20 protein-coding genes are annotated in these 24199 nt (G+C 65.2%); 13 read left to right on the top strand and 7 right to left on the bottom strand.

Annotated features, from left to right (window positions below):
- Window positions 1-17: 17 nt before the first annotated feature.
- Both otsB and E6K76_02610 read right to left on the bottom strand, forming a co-directional pair.
- Window positions 18-881 carry a trehalose-phosphatase gene (gene otsB / locus E6K76_02615; GenBank protein TMQ60238.1) on the bottom strand — a complete coding sequence of 288 codons (864 nt, stop codon included), beginning with the start codon at window positions 879-881 and terminating at the stop codon, window positions 18-20.
- On the bottom strand, window positions 803-2479 hold the full coding sequence (locus E6K76_02610; GenBank protein TMQ60237.1) for a trehalose-6-phosphate synthase: 1677 nt from the start codon (window positions 2477-2479) through the stop codon (window positions 803-805). Before E6K76_02610 ends, otsB begins: the two co-directional genes overlap by 79 nt.
- On the opposite strand from E6K76_02610, the gene E6K76_02605 reads away from it, so the two are divergent.
- A complete protein-coding gene (locus tag E6K76_02605) occupies window positions 2448-4631 on the top strand; it encodes an amylo-alpha-1,6-glucosidase (protein TMQ60236.1) in 2184 nt (727 codons plus the stop codon). The two genes, E6K76_02610 and E6K76_02605, sit on opposite strands and share 32 nt — an antisense overlap.
- Here E6K76_02605 and E6K76_02600 read toward each other — a convergent pair.
- Complete coding sequence (locus E6K76_02600) at window positions 4413-7661, bottom strand: glycosyl transferase family 51 (GenBank protein ID TMQ60235.1); 3249 nt, start codon at window positions 7659-7661, stop codon at window positions 4413-4415. The genes E6K76_02605 and E6K76_02600 overlap by 219 nt on opposite strands.
- Window positions 7662-7852: 191 nt before the next feature.
- Here E6K76_02600 and E6K76_02595 point away from each other — a divergent pair, with 191 nt between their 5' ends.
- The 7 genes from E6K76_02595 (at window position 7853) to E6K76_02565 (ending at window position 14751) form a co-directional block, all read left to right on the top strand.
- Window positions 7853-8242 carry an ATP-binding protein gene (locus E6K76_02595; protein ID TMQ60234.1) on the top strand — a complete coding sequence of 130 codons (390 nt, stop codon included), beginning with the start codon at window positions 7853-7855 and terminating at the stop codon, window positions 8240-8242.
- Window positions 8242-8526: an STAS domain-containing protein gene (locus E6K76_02590; protein ID TMQ60233.1), complete on the top strand. Its 285-nt coding sequence runs from the start codon at window positions 8242-8244 to the stop codon at window positions 8524-8526. Before E6K76_02595 ends, E6K76_02590 begins: the two co-directional genes overlap by 1 nt.
- An 84-nt stretch (window positions 8527-8610) precedes the next feature.
- Window positions 8611-9156: a sigma-70 family RNA polymerase sigma factor gene (locus E6K76_02585; protein ID TMQ60232.1), complete on the top strand. Its 546-nt coding sequence runs from the start codon at window positions 8611-8613 to the stop codon at window positions 9154-9156.
- Complete coding sequence (locus E6K76_02580) at window positions 9153-9959, top strand: hypothetical protein (GenBank protein ID TMQ60231.1); 807 nt, start codon at window positions 9153-9155, stop codon at window positions 9957-9959. Before E6K76_02585 ends, E6K76_02580 begins: the two co-directional genes overlap by 4 nt.
- Window positions 9960-10085: 126 nt before the next feature.
- Window positions 10086-10679, top strand: a complete 594-nt coding sequence (locus tag E6K76_02575) for a hypothetical protein (GenBank protein ID TMQ60230.1) — start codon at window positions 10086-10088, stop codon at window positions 10677-10679.
- An 84-nt stretch (window positions 10680-10763) separates the two neighbouring features.
- Window positions 10764-13739 carry a hypothetical protein gene (locus tag E6K76_02570; protein TMQ60229.1) on the top strand — a complete coding sequence of 992 codons (2976 nt, stop codon included), beginning with the start codon at window positions 10764-10766 and terminating at the stop codon, window positions 13737-13739.
- A 10-nt stretch (window positions 13740-13749) separates the two neighbouring features.
- On the top strand, window positions 13750-14751 hold the full coding sequence (locus E6K76_02565) for a PrsW family intramembrane metalloprotease (protein ID TMQ60228.1): 1002 nt from the start codon (window positions 13750-13752) through the stop codon (window positions 14749-14751).
- Window positions 14752-14803: 52 nt separating this feature from the next.
- Here E6K76_02565 and E6K76_02560 read toward each other — a convergent pair whose 3' ends face one another.
- Window positions 14804-15265: an NUDIX domain-containing protein gene (locus E6K76_02560; protein TMQ60227.1), complete on the bottom strand. Its 462-nt coding sequence runs from the start codon at window positions 15263-15265 to the stop codon at window positions 14804-14806.
- A 114-nt stretch (window positions 15266-15379) separates the two neighbouring features.
- Between E6K76_02560 and E6K76_02555 the strand changes: the two genes are divergently transcribed.
- Window positions 15380-17269 (top strand): DUF393 domain-containing protein, encoded by a 1890-nt coding sequence (locus tag E6K76_02555; GenBank protein TMQ60226.1) that lies wholly within the window; start codon window positions 15380-15382, stop codon window positions 17267-17269.
- The gene (locus tag E6K76_02550; GenBank protein ID TMQ60225.1) at window positions 17266-18525 is read left to right on the top strand and encodes an FAD-dependent oxidoreductase; all 1260 of its coding nucleotides are present in this window, start codon (window positions 17266-17268) and stop codon (window positions 18523-18525) included. The genes E6K76_02555 and E6K76_02550 overlap by 4 nt, the downstream gene beginning before the upstream one ends.
- Window positions 18526-18547: 22 nt before the next feature.
- Here the strand turns inward: E6K76_02550 and E6K76_02545 are convergent, their stop codons facing one another.
- The gene (locus E6K76_02545; GenBank protein TMQ60224.1) at window positions 18548-19075 is read right to left on the bottom strand and encodes an SgcJ/EcaC family oxidoreductase; all 528 of its coding nucleotides are present in this window, start codon (window positions 19073-19075) and stop codon (window positions 18548-18550) included.
- Between the two features lie 32 nt (window positions 19076-19107).
- Complete coding sequence (locus E6K76_02540) at window positions 19108-20454, bottom strand: DEAD/DEAH box helicase (protein ID TMQ60223.1); 1347 nt, start codon at window positions 20452-20454, stop codon at window positions 19108-19110.
- Window positions 20455-20595: 141 nt separating this feature from the next.
- Here E6K76_02540 and E6K76_02535 point away from each other — a divergent pair, with 141 nt between their 5' ends.
- Both E6K76_02535 and E6K76_02530 read left to right on the top strand, forming a co-directional pair.
- Complete coding sequence (locus tag E6K76_02535; protein TMQ60253.1) at window positions 20596-21756, top strand: aminotransferase class V-fold PLP-dependent enzyme; 1161 nt, start codon at window positions 20596-20598, stop codon at window positions 21754-21756.
- 114 nt (window positions 21757-21870) lie between these two features.
- A complete protein-coding gene (locus tag E6K76_02530; GenBank protein ID TMQ60222.1) occupies window positions 21871-22482 on the top strand; it encodes a fatty acid hydroxylase in 612 nt (203 codons plus the stop codon).
- A gap of 74 nt (window positions 22483-22556) precedes the next feature.
- On the opposite strand, the gene E6K76_02525 is transcribed toward E6K76_02530, so the two are convergent.
- Window positions 22557-22976, bottom strand: a complete 420-nt coding sequence (locus E6K76_02525; protein ID TMQ60221.1) for a CBS domain-containing protein — start codon at window positions 22974-22976, stop codon at window positions 22557-22559.
- Window positions 22977-23388: 412 nt separating this feature from the next.
- Here E6K76_02525 and E6K76_02520 point away from each other — a divergent pair, with 412 nt between their 5' ends.
- Complete coding sequence (locus tag E6K76_02520; protein ID TMQ60220.1) at window positions 23389-24024, top strand: hypothetical protein; 636 nt, start codon at window positions 23389-23391, stop codon at window positions 24022-24024.
- Window positions 24025-24199: the final 175 nt, after the last annotated feature.

The raw sequence follows: 24199 nt of genomic DNA, 5'->3' as shown, positions 1-24199 counted from the left end.
GGTTCCACCTCCTTCGGTCACGCCGGGCCGGCCCGACACACCGCCACGGCATCCAGAAAACGGGTGACCCCCGCGAGGCCCGTCACCCGATATCGCGCGCGGGTTCTGCTGCGCCCGACCCGAACCGGAAAATCGGGGTGGCCGAGCACGGCAAACGCGGGCTCGTCCCCGAGGCTGTCGCCGAAATAGAACACGGACTCGGGTCTCAGCTTCGACTTGAGCGCGCGGAGCGCACGCCCTTTGTCGTGATCCCGCGGCACGAAATCCACCACGTGCGGCCCGGACACGGGGACGAAACCTTCGCGCCTCGCCTCCGTCAAGGCGAACCGACGCAGCCCTCGACGGAGCTCCCGGCGCCGCCCTGGGTCGCGGACGTTCCTGTCGTGCACCGCCACCGTGAGTCCCTTGTCCTCGAGCAGGGCGCCGCGGAACGGCGCGACGAGCGGTTTCAGGCCCCGGGTCACGCGTGCGCACGCGCGCCGCCGGCCCCTCAGCGCCTCCGCGGGCGGTCCCACCGGACCTTCGAGTCCGTATTGGCCGAGGAGCAGCACGTTTCGCACCGGCACCAGCCGCTTCATGTCCTTGAGCGGGCGCGCGCTCAGGATCGCGATCCGGACCGCCTCGGATCGCGCGCCGCGCGAGAGCGACCGAAGCGTTCGCCGGGGCACTCGCGCCCTATCGGGCCGCGGCCTGAAGGGAGCGATGGTACCGTCCAGGTCGAGCGCGATGAGCACCCGGCACCCCGGTTCGTCCAGGATCCGCCGGGCTCTCCGCCAAGCTGGGCCCTCGAAGAGCGGCCGCGTCAACGTGACGCGCCGGGGCGCGGGGCCCCCGACACGAGGTGCAGGCGCCGCGCGTCCCGGAGGATCTTGCGCGCCCAATCATAGATGTTCTGTCCGGCGACGACCTCGCGCATGGCCCGCATCCTTCGCGCCCGCTCCGCCGTGTCGAGGGTGAGCGCGCGGCCGATCGCGGCGGCGAGGGCTTCGGTGTCGTAGGGGCTCGCCTGGATGGCCTGATCCAGCTCCCGGGCAGCTCCTGTGAAAGGGCTCAGGACCAGCGCACCATCCAGCTGGACCTTCGCCGCGACGTACTCCTTCGCGACCAAATTCATTCCGTCGTGAAGCGCGCTCACGACCGCCACGTCGGCCAGCACGTAGTAGGGAATGAGATCGCGAAATCCCAAGTTCCGCGTGATGAGATGGATCGCGGGGCGATCCGCCGAACCGAACCGTCGGTTGAGCCGCGCGGTCAGCTCCTCGACCGTGACCGCCAGGGACTGATACTCGGGCAGGTCCACCCGGGAAGGAACCGCGATCTGGATGAACGCGACGCGCCCGCGCAGCTCGGGGTGGTTCTCGAGCAGATGCTCGTAGGCCGCGATCCGCTCCGGGATCCCCTTCGTGTAGTCGAGGCGGTCCACGCCAAGCACTACCTGCGCGTCTCCCAAGCGGAGTTGCTCGCGGACTTGCTCCGCGCCCCGCGCGGCCCACGGCTCGGAAGCCGCGAGCGAGATCTCGGCGGCGTCCGGGCTGATGGGGTAGGTCCGCACGAACGTCTTGCGGCCCCGGCGCCGGATTGCGAATCGCTCGTGGTCGATGTGCGACTCAAGCTCCTGGGCCACCGTATCCAGGAAATTGGTGGCGTGGTATTGAATGTGAAACCCCACCAGGTCGCAGGCGAGGAGACCTTCGAGAAGCTCCCGCCGCCAAGGGAAGGTTCGGAACACTTCCCGGTTGGGCCATGGGATGTGCCAGAACATCACGATCGAGAGATCGGGGCGCCGGGCCCGGAGGGCGGACGCGCAGAGCCCTAGATGATAATCTTGTAAAAGCACAAGCCCCGGTCTCGCTCCCAGCGAAGAGAGAATCGCCTCGGCGAACTGTTCGTTCACCTCCTGATAGGCGCGCCACCTGGGAGCCACGAAGTGGGGTCTCACGTAGACGATGTGACAGAGGGGCCAGAGGCAGCCGTTGCAGAACCGGCGATACTCGAGCGCGCGGGTCTCGGGCTCGAGCCAGAGCCGCTTGAGCGTGTAGCGCTCATTCCCCGGCGGGACCCGCACCCTTCCTTCTTCATCACACACGAGGCGGTCGGCGTCCGCGGCCCCCTGCGCGATCCAGGTGGCGCCGGTCGCGCGCGCCACGGAGTCGAGCGCGGAGGCAAGCCCTCCGGGACTCCGGACGACCTCGATCCCAGACGGTGTCTGGACGTGCTGGTAGGGCTCCCGGTTCGACGCGATCAAGATCTGCGCGTCACCCAAATAGCCGCGCGCGGCCCGTGCGAGGTCATCCGAAGTGGTCTGGTCCGAGACCTCGCTTCCCAGGGCTTGGCGGTTGGCCATCCGGGTGAGCGCCTGCCGCACTCGTCTTGCCACGTCGGTCTTTGCGGTACCCATAAGCTTTGAATTGTAAGAAGGACCCGCGGTTCCGGAAAGGAGATTCGGAATGCGATATGATGGTGCCATCATGGACATCATCCGGTTGCAGGACCAGTTTTATATCCTCGCGACCTCCTCACGCATCGATGACCGCACGCGTGTGTTGAAACACGGCGACACGTTCGCCGTGTTCGACCGTTTCGGCGATATGGCGCCCGTCGGAATGGGGGAGCTGGGCCTCTATCACGAGGGCACGCGGTTTCTGTCGCGCCTCGGCCTCTTCCTCGACCAGGACCGTCTCCTCCTGCTCAGCTCCCGAGTGAGCGACGACAACTCCGTCCTCTCGGTGGATCTGACCAACGCGGATGTGCGTTCCGACGGGCAGCTCGCGATTTCCCGCGGCACCATCCACGTCGCGAGGGAGCAGCTTCTGTGGGACGGGGTTTGCTACGAGCGCATCCGGGTCTCGAACTACGGGCTCGCGCCGATCCATGTGACCCTCCGGTGCCGGTGGGACGTCGACTACGCCGACATTTTCGAGGTCCGAGGAACGCGCCGCGAAGCCACGGGCCGAAAACTCGAGCCGGTCGTTCGAGAGTCCAGCGTGACGCTCTCGTACAAGGGTTTGGACGGCGTTGTGCGTCGGACCCGCATTTCGTGCGCGCCCACGCCAGCGGGAGCCTCGGAATCGGAGTTCGAGTTCGACATCGCGCTCCGGAGCCGCGAAGCGACGTCCTACGTCGTTACGTTCGCGTGCGAGGTTGGGCGCGGTGCCAAGGAACCGCTCCGTTACGAGGAGGCACACCGCGCGGCGTCGGAAGCGCTCGAGCGCGATCAGGCCGATCACTGTGTCGTGGGCTCCTCCAACGAGCAATTCAACGATTGGATGAACCGCTCGAGCGCCGACTTGCACATGATGCTGACCGAGACCGGATGTGGACCCTATCCCTACGCCGGCGTCCCCTGGTTCAGCACTCCCTTCGGGCGGGACGGAATCATCACCGCCCTGGAAGTTCTCTGGATGAATCCTGGCCTGGCGAAGGGCGTGCTCCGCTTCCTGGCAGAGACCCAGGCGCAAGAGCAGAACTCCGAGCGCGACGCGGAGCCCGGAAAGATTCTCCACGAGACGCGCCAGGGGGAGATGGCCGCATTGGGGGAGGTCCCGTTCCGCCGCTACTACGGGAGCGTGGACGCGACGCCGCTCTTCGTCATGCTGGCAGGCGCTTACGCGCGGACCACGGGGGATCTGAGCCTGATCCGCAGCATATGGCCGAGCATCGAGCTAGCGCTCGCCTGGATGGAGGCGTACGGGGACCGCGATCACGACGGGCTCATCGAATATTTCCGCCTCTCCCCGAAGGGCCTCGTCAATCAGGGGTGGAAGGATTCCGGCGACGCGATCTTCCACGAGGACGGGGAGCTTGCGACGGGCCCGATCGCGCTTTGCGAGGTGCAGGGCTACGCATACGCCGCCCGAAAGGAGGCGTCGGCGCTCGCCGCAACGCTCGGGTTGGGCGAGCTTGCGGGCCGCCTGAGAAACCAAGCGGAGGCCATCCAGGAGCGATTCGAGGAGACCTTCTGGTGTGACGAGCTCGAGAGCTATGCGCTCGCGCTCGACGGCAAGAAGCGCGCGTGCCGGGTGCTTGCCTCCAACGCGGGGCATTGCCTCTGGACCGGCATCGCCGATCGGTCCAGGGCGGAGCGTGTGGCGCGGCGCTTCGAGCGGGAGGATTTCCATAGCGGATGGGGGATTCGGACGCTCGCCGCGGGGCAGGTCCGCTACAACCCGATGTCCTACCACAACGGATCGGTTTGGCCGCACGACAACGCCATCATCGCGGCCGGGCTCGCCCGGTACGGCTTCAAGGAATCGGCGATTCGGATTCTCTCCGGGCTCTTCGACGCCACCCTGTTCCTCGATATGAGCCGATTGCCGGAGCTTTTCTGCGGTTTCGAGCGGGGCCCGGGCGCGGGACCGACGCCCTATCCTGTCGCGTGCGCGCCCCAGTCGTGGTCCTCGGGCTCCGTGTACCTACTCTTGCAATCGTGCCTCGGGCTCAGCGTGGATGGGATCCAGTCCCGAGTTTCCTTTGATCATCCGGCCCTGCCGCAGAGCCTGGAGGAGATCACGATCCGGAGGCTCCGGGTCGGGCAGGGCACTGTGGACCTCATCATTCGGCGCTACGAGCGTGACGTCGGGATCGACGTTCTGGACCGGGTGGGCAGCGTCCAGGTCGAGGTGCTCAAGTGAGGCCATCGGGTAGGGTGGGGGCGGCGGTCCGCCCAGGTGCCGCTCGAGGGAAGGAGCGAGAAGCTCCAAGACGCGAAGCGGCAGCGCGCTCGTAAACCGGTACCGACCCGCCTGGCGTCCGAACACCGATGCCGTCACGACACCGTAGTAGCGATCCCCGATGAAGAAGGTGAAGGCGGCCGTCCGGCTCACGACCTCCGAGGATACGAGCCTTCCCCCGGACGCGTAGGTGTCGAAGCGATTGTCGCCCGTTCCGGTCTTGCCGCCGACCGGAATCGGTTTGCCGCTCGCGTCGCGGAACAGATCCTTGATCCGGCGGGCGGTCCCGGTCTCGCTCTCCACGACTTGGGTGAGCACGCTCCGGGCCGTGCCGGCGACCGCGGGGGAGAGGAGGCGGCTGCTCGGCGGGGCCTCGGCCTCGAGCGCGGTGTGGTACGGCGTCCACGGCGCGAACACGACGCGATTGATCCGCTGCGCCGGACGGTCGAGTCCTTCGTTCACGATGATTCCCATGAGCTCTGCGAGGGCCGCGGGCCGATCCGCAGAGCTTCCGATGGCGGTTGCGTAGGATGGCACCAGCCGCTCGAACGGGAAGCCGAGCCGCCGCCAATACGGTGTCATTCGGGCGAACGCATCGCGCTCGATCCGGGCCCTGAGCCTCAGGTCCTGCGCGCGGCGATTCCTCGTGCGGAACAGCCACGCGGAGGCTTGGCGCCGTACCTCACGGCTCGCTCGGATCAGCCCCTCGCGTGAAATCCCGGGATCGCGTGCGAGGGTGCCCGCGCACCAGACTTCGAGCGGGTCCTTGCCGAGCCGGCGTGGCGACCGAGTTCCCGTGCCCCGGAGTCGGTCCAGCGATTCGCGGGGCGCGAGGCCCTGATAGTCGCGGTAGATCCGCGTGATGGCGGCCTCCGATTCGTCGTCCGCGATTTCGGTCAGCATGCTTTGACGCGTCAAGGAATCCTCGCCCGAGAGCACCTTCTCCGCGTCGTAGGGCAGGCGTGCCATGTGGTAGCGGACGATATCGCGCATCAATCGGACGAATACCAGGTTGGTTGAGTGGGCCGCCGCGGCGCGAATCGTGAGCTTCTTGCCGTTATCGCTCGGGTCGAAATTGACGAAGGTGTGGACCCCGCCTCCGGTATAAAAGAGCTCGGCGGGGCTTGCGGAATAGGTCCGGTCGACCGCGCGGGACAGAAAAGCCTCTGCGGGCATGGACGGATTTTCCCGCAGCGTCTGGCAGGCCCATCGTGTCAGGGGGTCGCGCGCCTGGCGCTCGTAGTCGCCGATCGCGAGGGGACCCCGGCCCGAGATCTCCTGATGAAGCTTTTCCATGATCTGCAGGTAATGGACGAGCGTGCGCACCTTCGCCGTGCTCCCGAGCGCCATCTTCATTCCTTCATTCACATCGAAGGGGCGGCGGAGGTTGTCGGCGTGCACCCGAATCTCGTTCCGCGCGGGGGTCCGCTCGCACAGTAGGACGCTGTAGATCACACGCTTGGGATCCCCCCGGGACAGCAGGTGTCCTCCCATGAGCCCGTGTCGGGCCAGGAACGTGGGGTCGGCGAGGCGGCCCATGAGCTCTTCGGTCTCGCGCTGCAGCCCGGCGTCGATCGTGGACTCCACGTCGAGGTGAAGTCGGTTCAAATCGTAGAGTCCGCCGACCGCGAGCGCCTGCTCGAGGTCGATCCGGATCCGGGTCGCGGCCTTGCTTGCCGGGGAGATCCGGTGGTTGCGGCGCGGGGCGGAGGCCGTTTCGGGCGCGAACGAGAGGGGGACGGCACGGACGCGCTCCGCGAAATCCGGATCGAAGACACCTTCGCGTGCCAGGAGCGAGGTGTACGCGTCGGCGCGCCGTTCCAGCGCGGCGGGGTCTTCGATGAGGTAACGGCTAGGCGCCCGGACCGCGCAGAGAAGCGCCAGGACATGTTTCATGGCGCGCGCTCGCTGGCCCACGGTCTTGCCGGTGCGGATCCGGGCCATCACTCGAGACGGCTCGAGTCCGAACCACGCCCGCAATCCCTGTTTCAAACCGAAGACCTCGCCGTGGCTCGGGGTGGCTCCAAGCGGAACGCTGTTCAGATAGTCGAGGATGATTTGTTGTCTTTCCTTGCGTGTGTCCGGGCCTTCCTGGTAGACACGCAGGCTCGCCGTCAGCACCTGGCGGAGCTTATCGACCGGTGAGGCCGTCCTGCCGTCTTCGGAGTGGCGGTATTTCTCGACCTGGACCGCGAGCGTGCTTCCACCCTCTACCCGGACGGGAAGGCCGAAGCGATTCGCGGCGTAAAAGAAAACCGCTTTCGCCCAGCGGCCCCAGTCGACGGCGGGATTGCTCCAGGGGCTCGTGTTCCTTTCGAGCTCACGGTTTTCTATGTACAGGAGCGATCTGAGGACGACCGGCGGGATGTCCTCGTACCGGGCGATGCCCTCCGTTCGATCCGGAGCCTCGAAGAGATCTCCACCATCCACCCCTTCGATCGAAAGTCCGGCCACGGCCGGCTCGCGATAGGGAGGCGAGATTCCGAGTCGGGCGGCTGCCACGAGCGCTGGGGAGAAACGGGCTTGCTCCGCGATCCGGAACCCGCGGGCCTCCAGACTCCGTGTGAATTCGGGGATACGGGTATAGCCGCGGCGGACATCCGCGGGGCCCCCCTTGGGAAAGACCACGCCGTTCGCAGGGCCGGGTTTAATGTAATACGTCAGGCCCTTCGCCCACTGCGCGAAGAGGCGTGATTCCAAAGTCCCGGTGTGGGTTTCCCAGTGCAGGGTGATGAGGAGCAGGGCCAGCCCCGACAGGGCCCACGCCCAACCGGGAAGCCTGCGGATTTGTCCCAGGATCCCGACCGCGTACGGCCAACCGATTCGAAGCCTCGGCACGTGGGTCAGGGCCCACGCGACGGCTTTGATCTCACGTCTCATTTTCTCTCTTACACACAAGTGCACCGGAAGGTGCGGCCCCAAGACCCGGAATCTCAATGTTCCCGGCACACGATCCGGGCATCCAGTCTGGCATCCGGCCGTGTAACACATTGCCTCCACTATCGTTACGCGCTAAACTCGGATGGTCGGATATCCGGCTTCATCCCATTCAAATTGCGCGCCAACCTTGAAACCCCGGCGGATAGGGAATAGATTGCAAACTCTGAGCCGATTCCAGCGGGAAGCGATCGGCACGCGCGTGTTGTCCGTCTGGAGACGCTTCCAATGAGGAGCGACCCCGCATGGTGGAGCGGCGCTTCCCCCGAGAGCTCGGTTCGCTCGAGCCGATGACCAGGTTCGTCGCCGCCTACCTCGACTCCAGGGGACTCGACCCTGAGCATGCCTTCACGGTGGATCTCCTCATCGAGGAGTTGTTCACGAACATGCTGAAGCACGGCAAAGGGGGCGGTCCTGAGGTGAGCCTTTGCCTCGCCGGAGAAGTGGCGGAGCTGTCCATCACGCTTCGCGATTTCGACGTTGAATCCTTTGACCCTACCTCCGCGCCGCCTGAGCCCACGCGCGGAGACCGCGGCCTGGGACTTCGACTCGTGAGGCAGCTTTCGGATTCCATTCGCTACGAGTACAAGGAACGGAGCGCCGTCATCACCGTCACCAAGAAGGTCGCCCTCTGATGTTCGATATCCAGATTCAGGACGGCGGCGTGATCAAGCTCTCGGGGCGCTTCGACGCTGCGCAGGCCGATCACGCCAAAGCGATGCTCCAATCGGTGAACCGGTCGGCCACGATCGATCTCACCGAGCTGGACTATGTCTCGAGCGCGGGCCTGGGCGTGCTCGTTCAGACCTATAAACGGCTCCATGATTCAGGTTACAGCTTGAGGCTCACGAACCTGAAACCCCGAATCCGGAGCGTTTTCGTCTACGCCGGGCTCGATAAGGTTCTGCAGCTTGAGTAGGCGAACCGCAGGAGCCGGAGCGCGCGGCTCCGGGAACGCGCAGACGGGACTCCCGACCAACCTTTATCCGGGATCATTGTAGTTATGGTTGAGCACGAGGAAGACGGCCTGCTGGATCGATGCCTCGCAGGAGATGGGGGGGCGTACGGGCAGCTCATCGACCGCTATCAGCGGGCCCTATTCAATGTGTCGCTTCGAATGGTGGGCAACCGGGAGGATGCGCGCGACATAACGCAAACGGTTTTCCTGAAAGCCTACGAGAACCTCGGCAAGTTCGACCGGAGGCACAGGTTCTTCAGCTGGGTGTATCGGATCATGATCAACGAATCTCTGAATCATCTGAGCCGAGCCAGGCGGACGGAGCCGCTGGATGAGACGATGGCATCCGGGCAAAGGGGTCCCGACGAGGATTGCGCCCGGCACCGGCTCCACGATTCGATCCAGTCGGCGCTCATGGACCTGTCGCCGGATTACCGGCAGGTGGTCGTACTCAGGCATTTCGCCCAGCTCTCCTATCACGAGATGAGCAGCGTGCTGGATGTGCCCGAGAAAACCGTGAAGTCGCGACTCCACACGGCGCGGCAGCTCCTGGGTGGAATCCTCACCAGGAGAGGGATCGTGCACTCATGAATGATAGAAAGTTGCAACGGCTCATGAATGACCAGCTGGACGGGATCGCAACACCCGCGGAATCCGAGCGACTTCGGCGAGAGCTCGCCTCCAGTGAGGACGCGCGAATCGAGTACAGGAACCTCGGCGGCGTTTTCGATGTTCTGAACCGCGCAGAAATGGAGGACCCGCCTCCGGATCTAAAACAGAACGTGATGCAGGCGATTCGTCACCGGGCGGTGACGGTGCCAGTGCCAGTGCGGAGGAGCTGGCTTGAATCGATCAAGGCCGCCTTCCGCACCAGGCCCGCGTTTGGGTACGCCTATTCGTTCGCGGCCGGTGCCGCCCTCGCGATCCTGACGTTCACCCTGCTGAGCGGGAACCTGCTCACGAAGTCGGGGGTGGAGTCGGGGCCGTTCACGGGAACGATGCTCCCGGCCTCGGGTCTGAGTCACCTTCGGCGAACCGACAGCCGGGAGTTCACCTTCCGGGGCGGACGGGTCCTTGCGGAGATGCTATCGGGCCGGGATGGGCTGGTCGCCCGGATCACCGCCAGGGCGCCCCAGGGGACCGAAGTTGAAGTCTCCTTTGATCCTGGCCAGCTCGACGCGGTGGCGCTGCGGCAGCACCCGGTGGCCCCGAACGATGTATTGCTTGGTTCCGGCCGCCTTTCCGTTAGGATTCGGCACATCGGCGAGAGCCAGTACCTCCTGTACTTGGCGCGGAGGGGACCGGCCGGGTCCCCGCTCCGAATCGCCATCCACTCCCCGGATGGTCTTGTCCAAGGCGAGCTCGAGACTCGGGCTCCCGGTTCCGGCAGCTAGGAGGGTTGGAAATCGGTGGGTGGGTCACCAACCTTTATCGGGTAGCGCGGTATTTCCGACAGGGCGGATGGCGGTGCACCAAGGGTCGTCAAGGGCCTGGGTAGTTTGTAGGCAAAGGAGGTTGCGATGAAGAAGTCGAGAATCATTGTGGGGTTGGTCGTGGTGGCGGTCGCGGGTATCGCGGTGGCGCGCTACGCGGGGGTCTTTCCGCCGAAATTCGGGTTCGAGGGCACGATCGGCGCCGCGAAGCGTTATCAGGCGACCCAAATCACCGACAAGGACGTTGTGCTTCAGGATCCTCAAATCCAGGCTCTGCTCCAAAGTGATCTGTTCCACAAAGTAATCGCGACACCGGAATTCAAAAAGCTTTCCCAGAGCGACGAGTTCTGGCAGCTGGTGACTACGGCTGACTTCAAGAAGATCATCCTGCTCCCGAACCCGGACGGTGCGCGTGAGACCAGGCTCCCGAACCCGGACGGTGCGCGTGAGACCAAGCTCCCGAACCCGGATGGTGCGCGTGAGACCAGGCTCCCGAACCCGGAGAGCCTGAGCCGGTTTGGGAAGGAGCACCCGGAATTCCACAAGCTCATCACCAATCATGACTTCTTGAATCTTGTCCAGAACACGAATTTTCTCCAGCTGGTAGCCAACGATCAATTCCAAAGGCTGGCGGGCGTGTCGGACGTTCAGAAAGTCGTGAGCGAGGCTTCTGGAGAGTAAAGTCAACTCGAGACATTACGAAGCCAAGGAGACCCCGGCGCGATCGCGTGGGGTCTCCTTGGCGTTCCAACGACGATCTCAACGGTGAACTTCGTTCCCTTGCGGCGGGTCGTATGCGTGGTTGGGCTCCTCCTCCTCTCCCTGCCGCGCCTCACCACCGCTCAACTCGCGACCATCGAGACGCGTGACCTCCGACTCGTCTACAACGGAGGCATGCTGTCTTTTCTCGCGCCTTACGCCGCCCAATGCTTCGAGAATTCACTGCGCTTCCACGAGCGCATATTCCACTACGCGCCGAGTGAAAAGGTGAACGTCATCCTCGACGACTTCTCGGATTTCGGCAACGCGGGCGTTTGGGTGAATCCAAGAAACAGCATGGTGATCCACATCGCCCCGGTGAATTTTGTGTACGAGACCGGGCCTTCGAACGAGCGGATCAATTTCACAATGAACCACGAAGTGGTCCACGTCGCGGCCCTCGATCAGGCCGCGGGAATGGACAAGTTTTTCCGCGGACTGTTCCACGGTAAGGTGCGCGAGACGAATGAGCATCCCGAGTCGATCGTGTATAGCTATCTCTGCGTGCCGCGCCGTGCCGCGCCGCGGTGGTATCACGAGGGCATCGCGGTCTTTCTCGAGACATGGATGGCCGGCGGACTCGGCCGGGCTCAAGGGCCCTACGATGAGATGGTGTTCCGCTCGATGGTGCGGGATGGGAGCAGGTTCTACGATCCGCTCGGACTTGAATCCGAGGGTACCAAGGTCGACTTTCAGGTCGGCGCGATTTCCTATTTGTACGGAACGCGCTTCCTCAGCTACCTGGCGTACCAGTACACGCCGGAGACTCTCATCCAATGGGTGTCGCGCGCACCGGAGAGCAGGCGCTACTTCGCGTCTCAATTCCGCCGCGTCTATGGCCTCTCTCTGGGCGAGGCGTGGCGAAATTGGGTCCAATGGGAACATCGGTTCCAGCAGGCGAACCTCGATTCCATCCGCCTCCATCAGACGACGCGGTATCACGACCTGTCCGAAAAGGCTCTGGGTTCCGTATCCCGCGCGATCTTCGATTCCGAGACGAGGACGATCTACGCCGCCGTCGATTATCCCGGCGCGGTGGCGTTCATTGCGGCCATCCCGCTCGACGGGGGTCCCATCCGCAATGTGCACGAAGTGAAGGGGCCGGCGCTCTATTTCGTCTCCTCACTTGCGTACGATCCCAAATCCAAGACTCTTTTCTACACCACCGACAACAACGAGTGGCGTGACGTCTGCGCGCTCGATCCCGTCTCCGGGAAATCACGCGTGCTCATCAAGGACGCGCGGATTGGGGACCTCGCCTTCAATCGGCAGGACCGCTCCCTCTGGGGAGTAAGGCACTTCAACGGGATCTCGACGCTGGTGCGCATGCCCTATCCCTACAACGATTGGGACCAGGTCTTCTCGTGGCCGTTCGGGCGCGATATATACGACATCGATATCTCTCCGGACGGGCAGCTCCTCTCCGGTTCGCTCGCCGAGATCAGCGGACGGCAGTCACTCCGGACGTGGAAGACCGGGGCGCTGCTTCAAGGGGACACGACGTCCACGACGCTCCACGATTTCGGAAGCTCGATTCCATCGAGCTTCGTCTTCACACCGGACGGAAAGAGTCTCTACGGAAGCTCCTACTATACGGGGGTTTCGAACGTCTTCCGCTGGGACTTCGACGCCGATTCCATGAGCATTGTGACAAACGGCGAGACCGGATTCTTCAGGCCCCTGCCGGTGTCCCAGGAATCCCTCATCGTTTTTCGGTACGCGGGGCAGGGCTTCGTGCCGGCCATCGTCGATCCCAAGCCGATTTCGGACGTCAGCGCGATCACGTTTCTCGGTCAGGTGATCGCGGAGAAGCACCCGATCGTGAAGGATTGGATCATGCCCTCGCCGCTCGGAGTGAACATCGATTCCCTCACGACGTATCGCGGTGCCTATCGAGGAGTCCGAGCGCTGGGGCTCGCTTCGATGTATCCGATTGTCCAGGGATACAAGGGCGCGACCGCTCTAGGAATGCGCATCGACTTCTCCGACCCCGTCTCCACAAACACCGTCGGTCTCTCCGCGACGTATTCGCCGTCCCGAGCCCTCGGCGGGGACGAGCGCGTTCACTTGAGCGCGGGCTATCAGCACTCCGATTGGAGCGTTCAGGCAAAGTGGAACAGCGCGAGCTTCTACGACCTCGTGGGTCCCACCAAGGTGGGGCGCAAGGGTTACTCCGCCGGCGCAACGTACAAGCATTCTCTGGTATACGACCCGCCCCGGAATCTGGATCTCACCGCGGGGGTCACCGGCTACGGCGGGCTCGAGCTTCTACCAGATGCGCAAAATGTCTCGACGTCGTCCGGTTTCGACAAGCTCGTGACTTGGACCGGACAACTGAGCTTTCGAAATGTGCGCGCGTCGCTGGGGGCTGTGGAAGTGGAGAAGGGATACAAGTGGCAGCTCCTGACCAGCACGAATGCCGTGCGTTTCAAGCACTCCGGGCATACGGCGTGGCGGGGATTTCCGTTGGGCGTCGGCACCGTCGACCTGGGCGCACCCCTTCCGGTCCGCCACTCCTCGCTCTGGCTGCGTTCTTCGGCAGGATTCTCGCCCGGCCGGAGGGAAGAGCCTTTCTCGAACTTCTACTTCGGCGGATTCGGGAACAACTGGGTGGACTACCAGGATCCGAAGCGCTACCGCGAGTACTCGAGCTTCCCCGGGGTGGATCTGGATGAAATCGGAGGAACGAACTTCGCGAAAGCGCTGCTCGACTGGAACCTTCCGCCCCTTCGGTTTCGACGGGTGGGGAAGCCGGCGTTCTACGCGACTTGGCTTCGCGCCTCACTCTTCGGCGGCGGCATCGTCACCAACATGGACGACCCCTCGGAACGGACCACGTTCGGAAACGCCGGGGCCCAAGCGGATCTGAGGCTCACGATGCTCGTTCAGCAGCCGCTCACGCTTTCGTGGGGTTATGCGAGGGCCTTCGGGCGCCACCGGCGCATGAGCGACGAGTGGATGGTCTCGCTCAAGATCCTGTGACGGGCGTCGGATGAGCGCGCTCAGCCTCCTCCTGGGCCTCCTCCCAGTCGTCCTCTTTCTTGCGGCGCTCATCCTGATGGACAGCTACAAGCTCGTGACGCGGAAATCGATTCTCGCCGGTCTCGCGATCGGCGCCGCGGCCGCCTTCATCTGCTTCCTCGCGAACCAACTCCTCATCGTGAGCTTTCGGCTGGACGAGAACGTGCTGCGCCGCTTTGTGGCTCCGGTCCTCGAGGAGAGCGTGAAGGCGACTTACCTCGTGTACCTGATCCGTTCGGCGCGGGTGGGGTTCCTGGTCGACGCCGGCATCCAGGGATTCGCGGTCGGCACCGGCTTCGCCCTCATGGAGAATCTCTACTACGCCGGCGCGATGCAGGAGCAAGGGCTGGGTCTCTGGATCGTCCGAGGATTGGGTACCGCCGTCATGCATGGCTCCACGACGGCGGTCGTCGGAATTCTGTCCAAATCGCTCACCGAACGACGGGGGTCCGGGTCGCTAAAACTCTTCCTGCCGGGAGTCGCGCTCGCCGCACTCGCCCATTCGCTTTTCAATCAGTTCCTCTTGAGCCCTCTCGTCTCCACCGCGGCCATGCTGATTACGATGCCCCCTCTCGTGGGGTTCGTGTACGAGTGGAGCGAGAAGTCCACGCGCGATTGGCTGGGGGCCGGGTTGGACAGCGATGTCGAGCTGCTCGAGCTGATCCAGGGAGGCGCGATCGCGGAGACGCCTGTGGGAGCCTATCTCTCCTCGCTGAACCGTCTCCCCGGTCCCGTCGTGGCGGACATGCTCTGCCTGCTGCGCATCCATCTCGAGCTATCGCTTCGGGCGAAGGGCATGCTGATCGCCCGCTCGGCCGGCGTTCACCTTCCTCTCGACGATCAGGTGCGCGCGAACTTCGAAGAGATGAAATACCTCGAGCGATCGATTGGAAAGACAGGGAAGATCGCGATCCTGCCCTTCATGCGGACCAGCGCCCGCGACCTGTGGCAGCTCTACGCCCTTAGGAAATGATGGAGAATCATGTACCGCAGATTGCCCAGGGAAGTCTCCTCCGGGGCTTTTTTCATGCGCTCGGCAGAGAGCGCTCGAGCGCCGTCAAGAACCCCCGTTGTCCCTTGATGATCCGCCGATGCGCCTCCTCGATGCCGAACCATCCAGCGCGATCGATCTCGGGAAAGTCCTGCCGGCGTCCCGAGCGGGGGGGCCACTCCATCGTGAATGTATTGCTCCGGACCGCATCCGGATCGCAATCTCCGGGCACCGCCCACGCTTCGATGATTTTCCCGCTGGGTTGTGGAAGCGCGCCCAGCGCCGTATAGGGCCCCTCCGGAGGGACGCAGCCCGTCTCCTCCCCAAACTCACGCTTCGCCGCGTCGAGGGGATCCTCCTCCGACCCGAATTCGCCCTTGGGGATCGACCACGCTCCGAGGTCCTTACCGACCCAGTAGGGACCGCCTGGATGGACCAGGAACACCTGACGCGCGCCATCGCGGGCGCGATAGAGCAATAATCCCGCGCTTCTCATCGATCCTCGGGACCCGCCCTCGAACGCGAAATCCTTCGTCTTCGGGACCCCGCATATTATCGTACCGCTTCCTGTGAGCCCGGGTGTTGTTCCGGCCGTGCGAGGGGGGAGACAGTGGAATCAGGAGATGGGAAACCGGCGAGGCCCGTTCTCATTTTCGACGGGGACTGCGGCTTTTGCCGGCGCTGGATCCAGCGATGGAAACGGGCCATCGGCGACCGTGTCGAGTTCGTCTCGTTTCAGGAAGCCGGGACGCGCTTCCCGCAAATTCCGAAGGCCGCGTTCGCGGAGTCCGTTCATCTCGTCGAGCCGGACGGGCGCTCGTCCCACGGTGCGGAAGCCGTCTTCCGCGCCCTCGCCCATGCGCCCGGCCGCGGGGGATGGCTGTGGGCGTACCGGCGCATTCCCGGGTTCGCCGTCGTGAGCGAATGGTGTTACGGGCTCGTCGCGAGGCACCGGTCCGCTTTCTCGCGCCTTACCGATCTGATCTGGGGGGAGCACCTGCTCCCACCCGGGGAGGGGCTCACGTGCTGGTTATTCATCCGGCTGCTCGCGATCGTCTACGGGGTCGCGATCATCTCGCTTTGGACGCAGATCCAGGGCCTGGTCGGGAGCGGGGGAATCCTGCCCGCAGGCACGTTCATGCGCGCTCTCGCTCAGGCGGAAAGCCTCGGAGCCAGCCGATACTTGCTGGCTCCGACCCTGTGTTGGCTCAGCTCGAGCGATGGGTTTCTGACCGCTCTCTGCGCGGGGGGCGTCGCGCTTGCCGCCGGGCTCGGGCTCGGGTTCGCCCCGATACCCTGCCTGTTGGGGCTTTGGGCGATCTATTTGTCGCTCGCCACGGTGTGCCGCGAGTTCCTGTGGTTCCAGTGGGACGGATTGCTGCTCGAGATCGGGTTCATCTCGATGTTCCTCGTCCCTCGCGCGTGGTGGTCGCGTCCGCGAATCGATCCGCCGCCCGAGCGAGGCGCCCTTCGGCTTTCGCGCTGGTTGCTCTTCCGGCTGCTCTTTGCATCCGCGGCCGTGAAACTTGCGAGCGGCGATCCGGCGTGGAGGAATCTCACCGCATTGGCCTACCACTACGAGACGCAGCCTTTGCCCCCATGGACCGCTTGGTACGCGCACCACCTGCCGCTCGGGGTCCAGCGCGCGACGACCGGTGCGACGCTCCTCGTGGAGGGGGTCGTGGCGTTTCTGATTTTCGCGCCGCGGAGGATTCGCATCGCCGGCGCGGCGCTGATCGCGGGGCACCAGCTTCTGATCGCCCTGACCGGGAACTACGGCTTCTTCAATGGGCTCGTGTTGGCACTCTGTATCCTTCTCCTCGACGACGGGGTCTGGCCCCGGGCCTTGACCGCACGGCTCGTGCCGGCTCCAGGCTCGGTACCGCGCGCCGGCCGCTGGCCCCGGTGGATTCTCCGGCCCGCGCTCGCGGGATTATTCCTTCTGAGCCTCGTGCCGCTGCTTGATTCCATAGGCGCCCCCACCGCCTGGCTCGGGCCCCTGCCGCGGGCGTACGAGGCGGTCGCGCCGTTTCGCACCGTGAATCATTACGGCCTCTTCGCAATCATGACGAAGGAGCGTCCCGAAATTCTGATCGAGGGGAGCGTCGACGGAGCGGATTGGAAGGTGTATGAATTCCGATACAAGCCGGGGGAGCCGACGAGGACGCCGGCGTTCGTCGCGCCCCACCAGCCCCGCTTGGATTGGCAGATGTGGTTCGCCGCCCTGAGCGACTTTCAGCATCAGGGGTGGCTCCTGAGCCTGTGTGACCGATTGCTACGGAATTCGGCGCCGGTCTTGAAGCTGTTCGCGGGAAATCCGTTCCCGGGCGCGCCGCCACGCTACATTCGCGCCGTGGTTTACCGATACCACTTCACGGATCCGGCCACCCGCCGATCCACCGGCGCCTGGTGGCGACGCGAACGTCTCGGCCTCTACTGTCCCGTTCTGACCCTTGAAGCCGGGCAACTCGTCGCGGCTCCTCCCGAGCTTCAGCGATGACGCGCGGACGGAACGTGGTGATTTGCGGCGCCGGCATCATCGGTCTCTCCTCGGCCTACTACCTGCTCGGCCAGGGTCACCGGGTGACGATTCTCGAGCGCGGAGCGCCTGAGCATGACTGCTGCTCGCTCGGGAACGCCGGCTTCATCTCCCCGAGCCACTTCCTGCCGTTGGCCGCTCCCGGGATGGTGCGGAAGGCGCTCCAGTGGATGTGGGATCCGGAGAGCCCGTTCTACGTTCATCCCCGCCTCGATCCGGGTCTGGTTGCATGGGGGGTTCGATTCTGGCGCGCGTCCAGAAGGAGCCGTGCGCACCGCGCGGGGCCGCTTCTGCGCGATCTGAACCTGGCCAGCCGCTCGCTCTACGAGGATCTGGCCGGGCGCAGCGACAACGAGTTCGGGCTCCGGTGCCAGGGCCTGCTCGTGCTGGTCCGCTCGCGGGGCGGGCTTGAGGAGGAGACCGAGCTCGCTTCGAGATCGCGCGAGCTCGGCATGCCCGCCGAGGTGCTCGGCGCTGGGGAGATCGCAGCGCTCGAACCCGGAGTCACGTTCGACGTCCTCGGCGGGGTCTTCTATCCCCTCGACGCCCACCTCGTGCCTCAGCGGTTGGCGGCGATGCTGACGCGACTGGTCGCGGAGCGGGGCGGCACCTTCCTATGGAAGGCGGAGGTGCGCGGCTGGCGGCGCCGAGGCGACGCCCTGAACGCCGCGGTTACCGAGGCGGGCGATATCGGGGGGGACGAGTTCGTTCTGTCGGCCGGCGCCTGGACGCCCCTTCTCGCGCGCGAGCTAGGCTTGGGAATCCCGATGCAGCCGGGCAAGGGCTACAGCCTGACCCTGGACTCGCCCCGCCAGCTGCCGCAGCGCTCCTTCATCCTGCAAGAGGCGAGGGTGGCGGTCACGCCGATGGGATCGTCGCTCCGTGTCGGGGGGACCATGGAGCTGGCGGGCTACGATCTTCGAATCAATCCGCCGCGTATTCGCGGCATGACCCGCTCGCTCTCGAGATACCTTCCCGCGTTTCTGCCCGAAGACTTCGTTCCCTGCCGGCCGTGGTGCGGGCTCCGTCCGTGCACGCCGGACGGCCTCCCCTATATCGGGCGTACGCGACGGTGGCGAAACCTGATCGTGGCCGCGGGCCACGCCATGATGGGCGTCAGCATGGGGCCGATCACGGGGAAGCTCGTTGCCGATATCGTCTCTGGACATGCGCCGACGGTCGAGATCGCGGCCCTGAAACCCGACCGGTGCGGCTGAGACACGAAGGCTCTGGTCACGCTCAACGCTTGGCGGGACGCTCCGCGGACGGCCCTCCAGGCGCGGGCGCCTGGGGTGGGCTGTTGGAGCTCCACATGTCCCGGTAGATTTTCCAACCGGCATCATCGTGCTTCCATACGACGATGTACTTTCCGGCGTCCATGGTGCTCCCGTCCTTTGCGATCAAGGTGTAGCGGCCGGTCTCCCACGCGGTGGACGGGTTGCCGTCGACCTCGACCGTCTCCAGCTGAACCCGCGCAACCGGAGAACCCAGCACCTCTTTCCAAAGCTCCTGGATCGCGATCCGACCCGCAACCGGAGCGGCGCCCGGCGGGAGCGCCTGAGCGTCCTCGGCGTAGAGCTGTCCGATCGCGGCGGGATCCCGATGCGAAAAAGCTTCGGAGAATCGCGCGTTCAGGGCCTCGATCGCCGATTTCAGAGGCGCGGGATCTTCCCGTTTCTCGGAAGCGCAACTGCTCGTGATGCCCATCAGCGTGAGAAGAGCAGCCGCCTGCAGGCTGAGTGTCCGGGTGACCCAATCTCGTGGCACGGCAATCCTCCCCTCTCTTCCGGCGGACCGGTTCAGATACGTCCCCGGTTGCGTCGATCCATCCCGTGGGATTTCCTGGGCCGTCTGCCATGGCTGGTTCGCTGCTCAGCCCCGGTCGGCCGCGGCGCAGGCTGAGGACGCGTCTGGGTCGCGCTTGCTGAGGCTCCATGCGGGCGCCCCCTTGGGTGAGGACCGTCCGACCGGGAGTTTCGCCCGTGTGGATGGGCGGGGGCGGGTCTCCGTTCTGCAGGACGCCGCTTGTAATCGAAATCGGGGAGGATCACTCGAGGCACGGAGCGCCCTAGGAAGCGCTCGATCGCGGTCAGCTGCTTCTGCTCCTCGGGCGCGATGAGCGTGAAGGCATCCCCGACCGCGTCGACGCGCCCCGTCCGTCCGATTCGGTGAACGTAATCCTCGGGCGCGTGCGGCACGTCGTAGTTGATGACATGGGTGATCCCCTCGACGTCGATGCCGCGGGATGCGATGTCGGTCGCGACCAGGACCTGCACCCGCCCGCGCCTCAAGTCTCCGAGGGCGCGCTCGCGCTGGCTCTGGCTCCGGTTTCCGTGGAGCGTGGCCACGGAATGGCCGCGACGTTGAAGGTCCCTCGCGAGCTTGTCGGCCCCGTGCTTCGTTCTCGCGAACACGATCACGCTGCTCAGCTCTGAACGCGACAACATGGAGTCGAGGAGGTCGGTCTTCAAGTGCCGCGGCACCGGATAGACCGCCTGCGTGATTCCCGCGGCCGGCCTCGTGGGCGGCGCCAGGTCGACGCGGGCCGGATGGCGGAGCGCCTCCTGCGCGACCCGGTTCAGGTCCGGCGGCATCGTGGCGGAGAACATGAGGGTCTGGCGTTCGCGGGGCATGAGGCGGAGGATCCGCTTCAGGTCGGGGGCGAAGCCCATGTCCACCATCCGGTCCGCCTCGTCGAGCACCAGCACTTCGATGTAGTCGAGGCGGAGCGCGAGGCGGTCGTGAAGGTCCAGGAGCCTCCCGGGCGTGGCGACGAGAAAGTCCACACCGCTCTGCTTCAGCAGCCTCTCCTGGGGCGGGATCGGAACACCGCCGTACACGACCCCGACTCGAAGATCCGTGAATCGCGCGTAATCGCGCGCGTTCGTTTCCACCTGAGCCGCGAGCTCCCTCGTCGGCGTCAGCACGAGCGCCCGGAGGCGCCGGGGGCCGCCGAGCAGTCGCGTCAGGATGGGGAGGACGAACGCGGCCGTCTTTCCGGTTCCGGTTTGGGCCGCGCCGATCACGTCCTTGCCCTCGAGAATGATCGGGATGGCCTTGCTCTGAATCGGCGTGGGCTCGATGTATCCCGCCGCCCGCACCCCTTTGACGACGAGCGGCGAGAGCCCGAGCGAGGCGAATGGCATGCCGGGGAGAATACGCGACTTCGGTCGACGCCGCTGCTAGAATCGGCGGCCTGAGACCCCGCTCGATCGACCGTGCAGCCGCACCGAGGGACCGGTTCCATCCACCTCCCGGTACATGACGTGACCCGGTTCGGCCATGCGATGGCGGATCACTGGTCCCTGGACCCCGACATCACGTACCTGAATCACGGGACGGTCGGAGCGCCGCCGCGCCGGGTGCTCGCGGCACAGCAGGCCATCCGGGACGAGATCGAAAAACAGCCCTCGCGGTTTCTTCTACGCGAGCTCTCCGCGGTGGCGGTCGGCGTGCCACGAGCGGCTGAGCCGCGGATGCGGGCGGCCGCGGATCGGGTGGCCGCGTTTCTGGGGGCGCGCGGGAACGATCTTGTCTTCGTGGACAACGCGACGACCGGGGTCAACGCGGTGCTCCGTTCGTTCCCCTTCGGGAAAGGGGACGAGATCGTCATCACCGACCACGCCTACGGGGCCATCGCGAATGCCGTCGCGTTCCACGCGAACGAGCGGCGTGCGCTCGTGCGCACGGTCGAGCTGCCGGATCCGTCGCACGGCCCGAACGCGTTCATCGAGTCCATGCTTCGGGCGATCGGCTCCCGGACGCGCCTGGCCATCGTCGACCACATCACGTCGGAGAGCGCGCTGGTCCTGCCGATCACGGAGATTGTCGCGCGTTGCCACAACAAGGGGGTGGCCGTCCTGATCGACGGCGCCCACGCGCCCGGCATGCTTCCCCTCGACCTCCCGGCCATCGGTGCGGACTGGTACGTGGGCAATCTCCACAAGTGGGCCTACGCTCCCCGCAGCTGCGCGTTTCTATGGGCGGCCCCCGGACTTCAGGAGGGCCTTCATCCGACGGTAATCTCCTGGGGTCTCGGGAGAGGGTTCGCGACCGAGTTCGATTGGGTCGGGACCCGGGACCCTTCCGCCTATCTCGCCGCCCCCGAGGGGATCGCATTCATGCGGGAGTTGGGCATCGAAGCGGTTCGATCCTACAACCACCGCCTCGCCTGGGAGGGCGCGCGCCTCTTGAGCGAGCGCCTGCGGACGAGCTTCGATCCAATCGAGTCGATGATCGGCTCGATGGCAACGGTCCCTCTTCCCGAGCGCATGGGACACACGAAGGAGGACGCCGCCCGGCTTCGCGACGCGCTCCTCTTCGAGGACCGGATCGAGGTACAGCTCCACGCATGGCGTGGCAGGCTATGGGTGCGGCTTTCCGCCCAGATCTACAATGAAGTCGCCGATGTGGAACGGCTCGCAACGGCCATCGCGACCCGAGGTTGAGCCACGCGGGCTCGCATTTTGCCCGGCCCTCAGAAATGCTCGAAATCGTTTGAGTTTCCCCCCAGCAGGGCCGATAGTCCGGGTAACAGTTCCCATCTCACCCGAGGGTTCCATTTGTTCGCCATCGCGATTCTCACCGGCTGTCTCGTCTCCGTCGTTCAATCCAGCTTTTTCGAGTGGGCGTTTCATCGCTATTGGCTGCACCGTCCTTGGCTCCCGAAGGGCTGCTTCACGACGCATACGCTCATTCACCATCAGTTATGCAAGTTCGACGATACGTTTCACGTGGTGGAGGAAGAGCAGGAAGAAGCTCTTCACTTCCAGTGGTGGGGAGGTCCCATCCTCATCGCGATCAACACCGCTCCCTGGGTGCTGGCGGCCTGGGCGCTCGCGGCCCTGGGTGTCCGGCTGCCCTACGCGGCGTTTCTCGTGTCGTTCGGGGTGACCCTCGCGACCTACTACGCCGGGTACGAGAGCCTTCACTATTTCATGCACAAGCCGCGTCTCCAATTCATCGAACGATCGAGATACTTTCAGTTCCTGAAGCGACACCACCGCATTCACCACGTCCACATGAACCGCAATCTCAATGTGCTGCTCCCGCTCGCGGATCTCCTGCTGGGAACCCTCGTCACAAAAATGCCGGCCCCGGTCCCGACGCCTCCATCGGCGCGCATGGTGGCGCGCCGGCACAGCCACTTCGGGAAGCGCGCGCAGGACCGCTGAAGCGCACGCGCGGCCGGGTGGGCCGGCGCGGTGTGGGCCGGCGCCGTGTGGGACTCATTCTGAACTAGAGAATCTTAGAACCGATGCTGGGGGGCGTTGCGTTCGCCGGGAATGTCCTTGAGGGCCAGGACACCCACCACCCTCTTGCTCCGGCTGAGCACGGGCAGCAGCGGAACTCGATTTTCCTTCATCAACTTCGCCGCCTCGGTCACCTCGGTGGTCTCAAAGCAGAACAGGATATCGGGCGCGATCAGGTCGGAAACCCGGATGGGCTCGGTGCGACGCCTCTCAGGGGCGGCCCGCACCGCGATTTCCCGGTGGCTGATCAGACCGACCAGGAGCCCGTCCTTGCACACCGGTAGGGGATCGATGCCGCTGGATTCCATCTTGCGAGCGACCTCCTCGAGCGATGCGTCTGCGTGGATGACTTCGAATTTGCGTTTCATAAGCTCACGAGCGGTCATGGGCGTTCCCCTCAAGGCGGGCCGGTGCATTCTGCGGGGCCGAGAACGATAGGCACAGACCTCCACCTAAAACCCACTTGCCCCAACAAGTCTCATGCCAGGAGATTACGGAGTTTGTCTGGGGTCTCCCTTAATCCTCGAGCGCATCGAGAATTGCGGGCGGCGCGTGCGCCGGAGCTTGACAGCATGCGGGCTCACCGACGCGTGCTCCCGCCCGGACCATGAAGAAAAGGGAGCCTCGACTTGTAATTACTTCCCGGCGCGAGGCGGGCGAACGTCCCGGGCGCGACCCGAACCCCCTTGATTTCGGTCGGAAGCGCCGCACCGACCCGAGCTGGCGCGCCCTCTGCTCGTGGCGCGGAAGGGTCCTGTCCGTTTCCCGAGAATGGAGTTCCGATCCATGCGAGGCCGCATGTCGGTCGAGAAAGAGAGCGCCTAGGCCGTGTCGCTCGGTGCCTACCGGCGCAAGCGGGATTTCCGCCTCACACCGGAACCACGCGGCGGCTCCGCCAGGCCCTCACCAAGGCCTCTGTTCGTCATCCAGAAGCACGAGGCGTCCCGGCTGCATTACGATTTCCGCCTGGAATTGGACGGTGTGCTGAAGAGTTGGGCTGTCCCCAAGGGCCCGAGCCTCGATCCGGGGGAAAAGCGGCTCGCCGTTCAGGTGGAGGACCATCCGCTCGAATACGGCTCCTTCGAGGGGACGATTCCGAAGGGGCAATACGGCGCCGGATCCGTGCACATCTGGGATCGCGGTGCGTGGACGCCGGTGGGCGACCCGCACGAGGGGCTCAAGCGCGGGCACCTCGTCTTCGACCTCCGCGGCGAGAAGCTCGGCGGGAGGTGGGCCCTGATCAGGATCCGCGGTCGGGCCGACAAGAGCGGCGGGAAGAACTGGCTGCTCATCAAGGAGCATGATCCCCAGGTCAAGGCAGAGTCCGGAAGGGAGTCCCTCGCCCAGCCGGAGGGCTGGGGCGGGCGAGGCTCAAAAAATCGGCGACCGGGGACGGGCAACTCTGCGGATCCCCGCGAGCCGCGTGATCACCCGCCATCCGGTCGCCATTCTCACCGAGCTTGACCGCAGAGGGCCAGCGCGAGGCGCCCCCGCGCCTGCGACGGCCGGGGTCTCCTCCATATGGCCCACGCCGGCGGTCGACGGTGGGGGCAGGGGAGTCGGAACCCTCGCCTTCCCGGACCGGCGCCTCTCTTGGGCCGGTCACAAGAGCGACCCTGCCCCTCCCCGGGTGGCTCGC

The sequence above is a fragment of the Candidatus Eisenbacteria bacterium genome, assembly GCA_005893275.1.
Lineage (GTDB): Bacteria > Eisenbacteria > RBG-16-71-46 > SZUA-252 > SZUA-252 > WS-7.
This window is presented reverse-complemented; position numbering and strand designations above follow the sequence as displayed.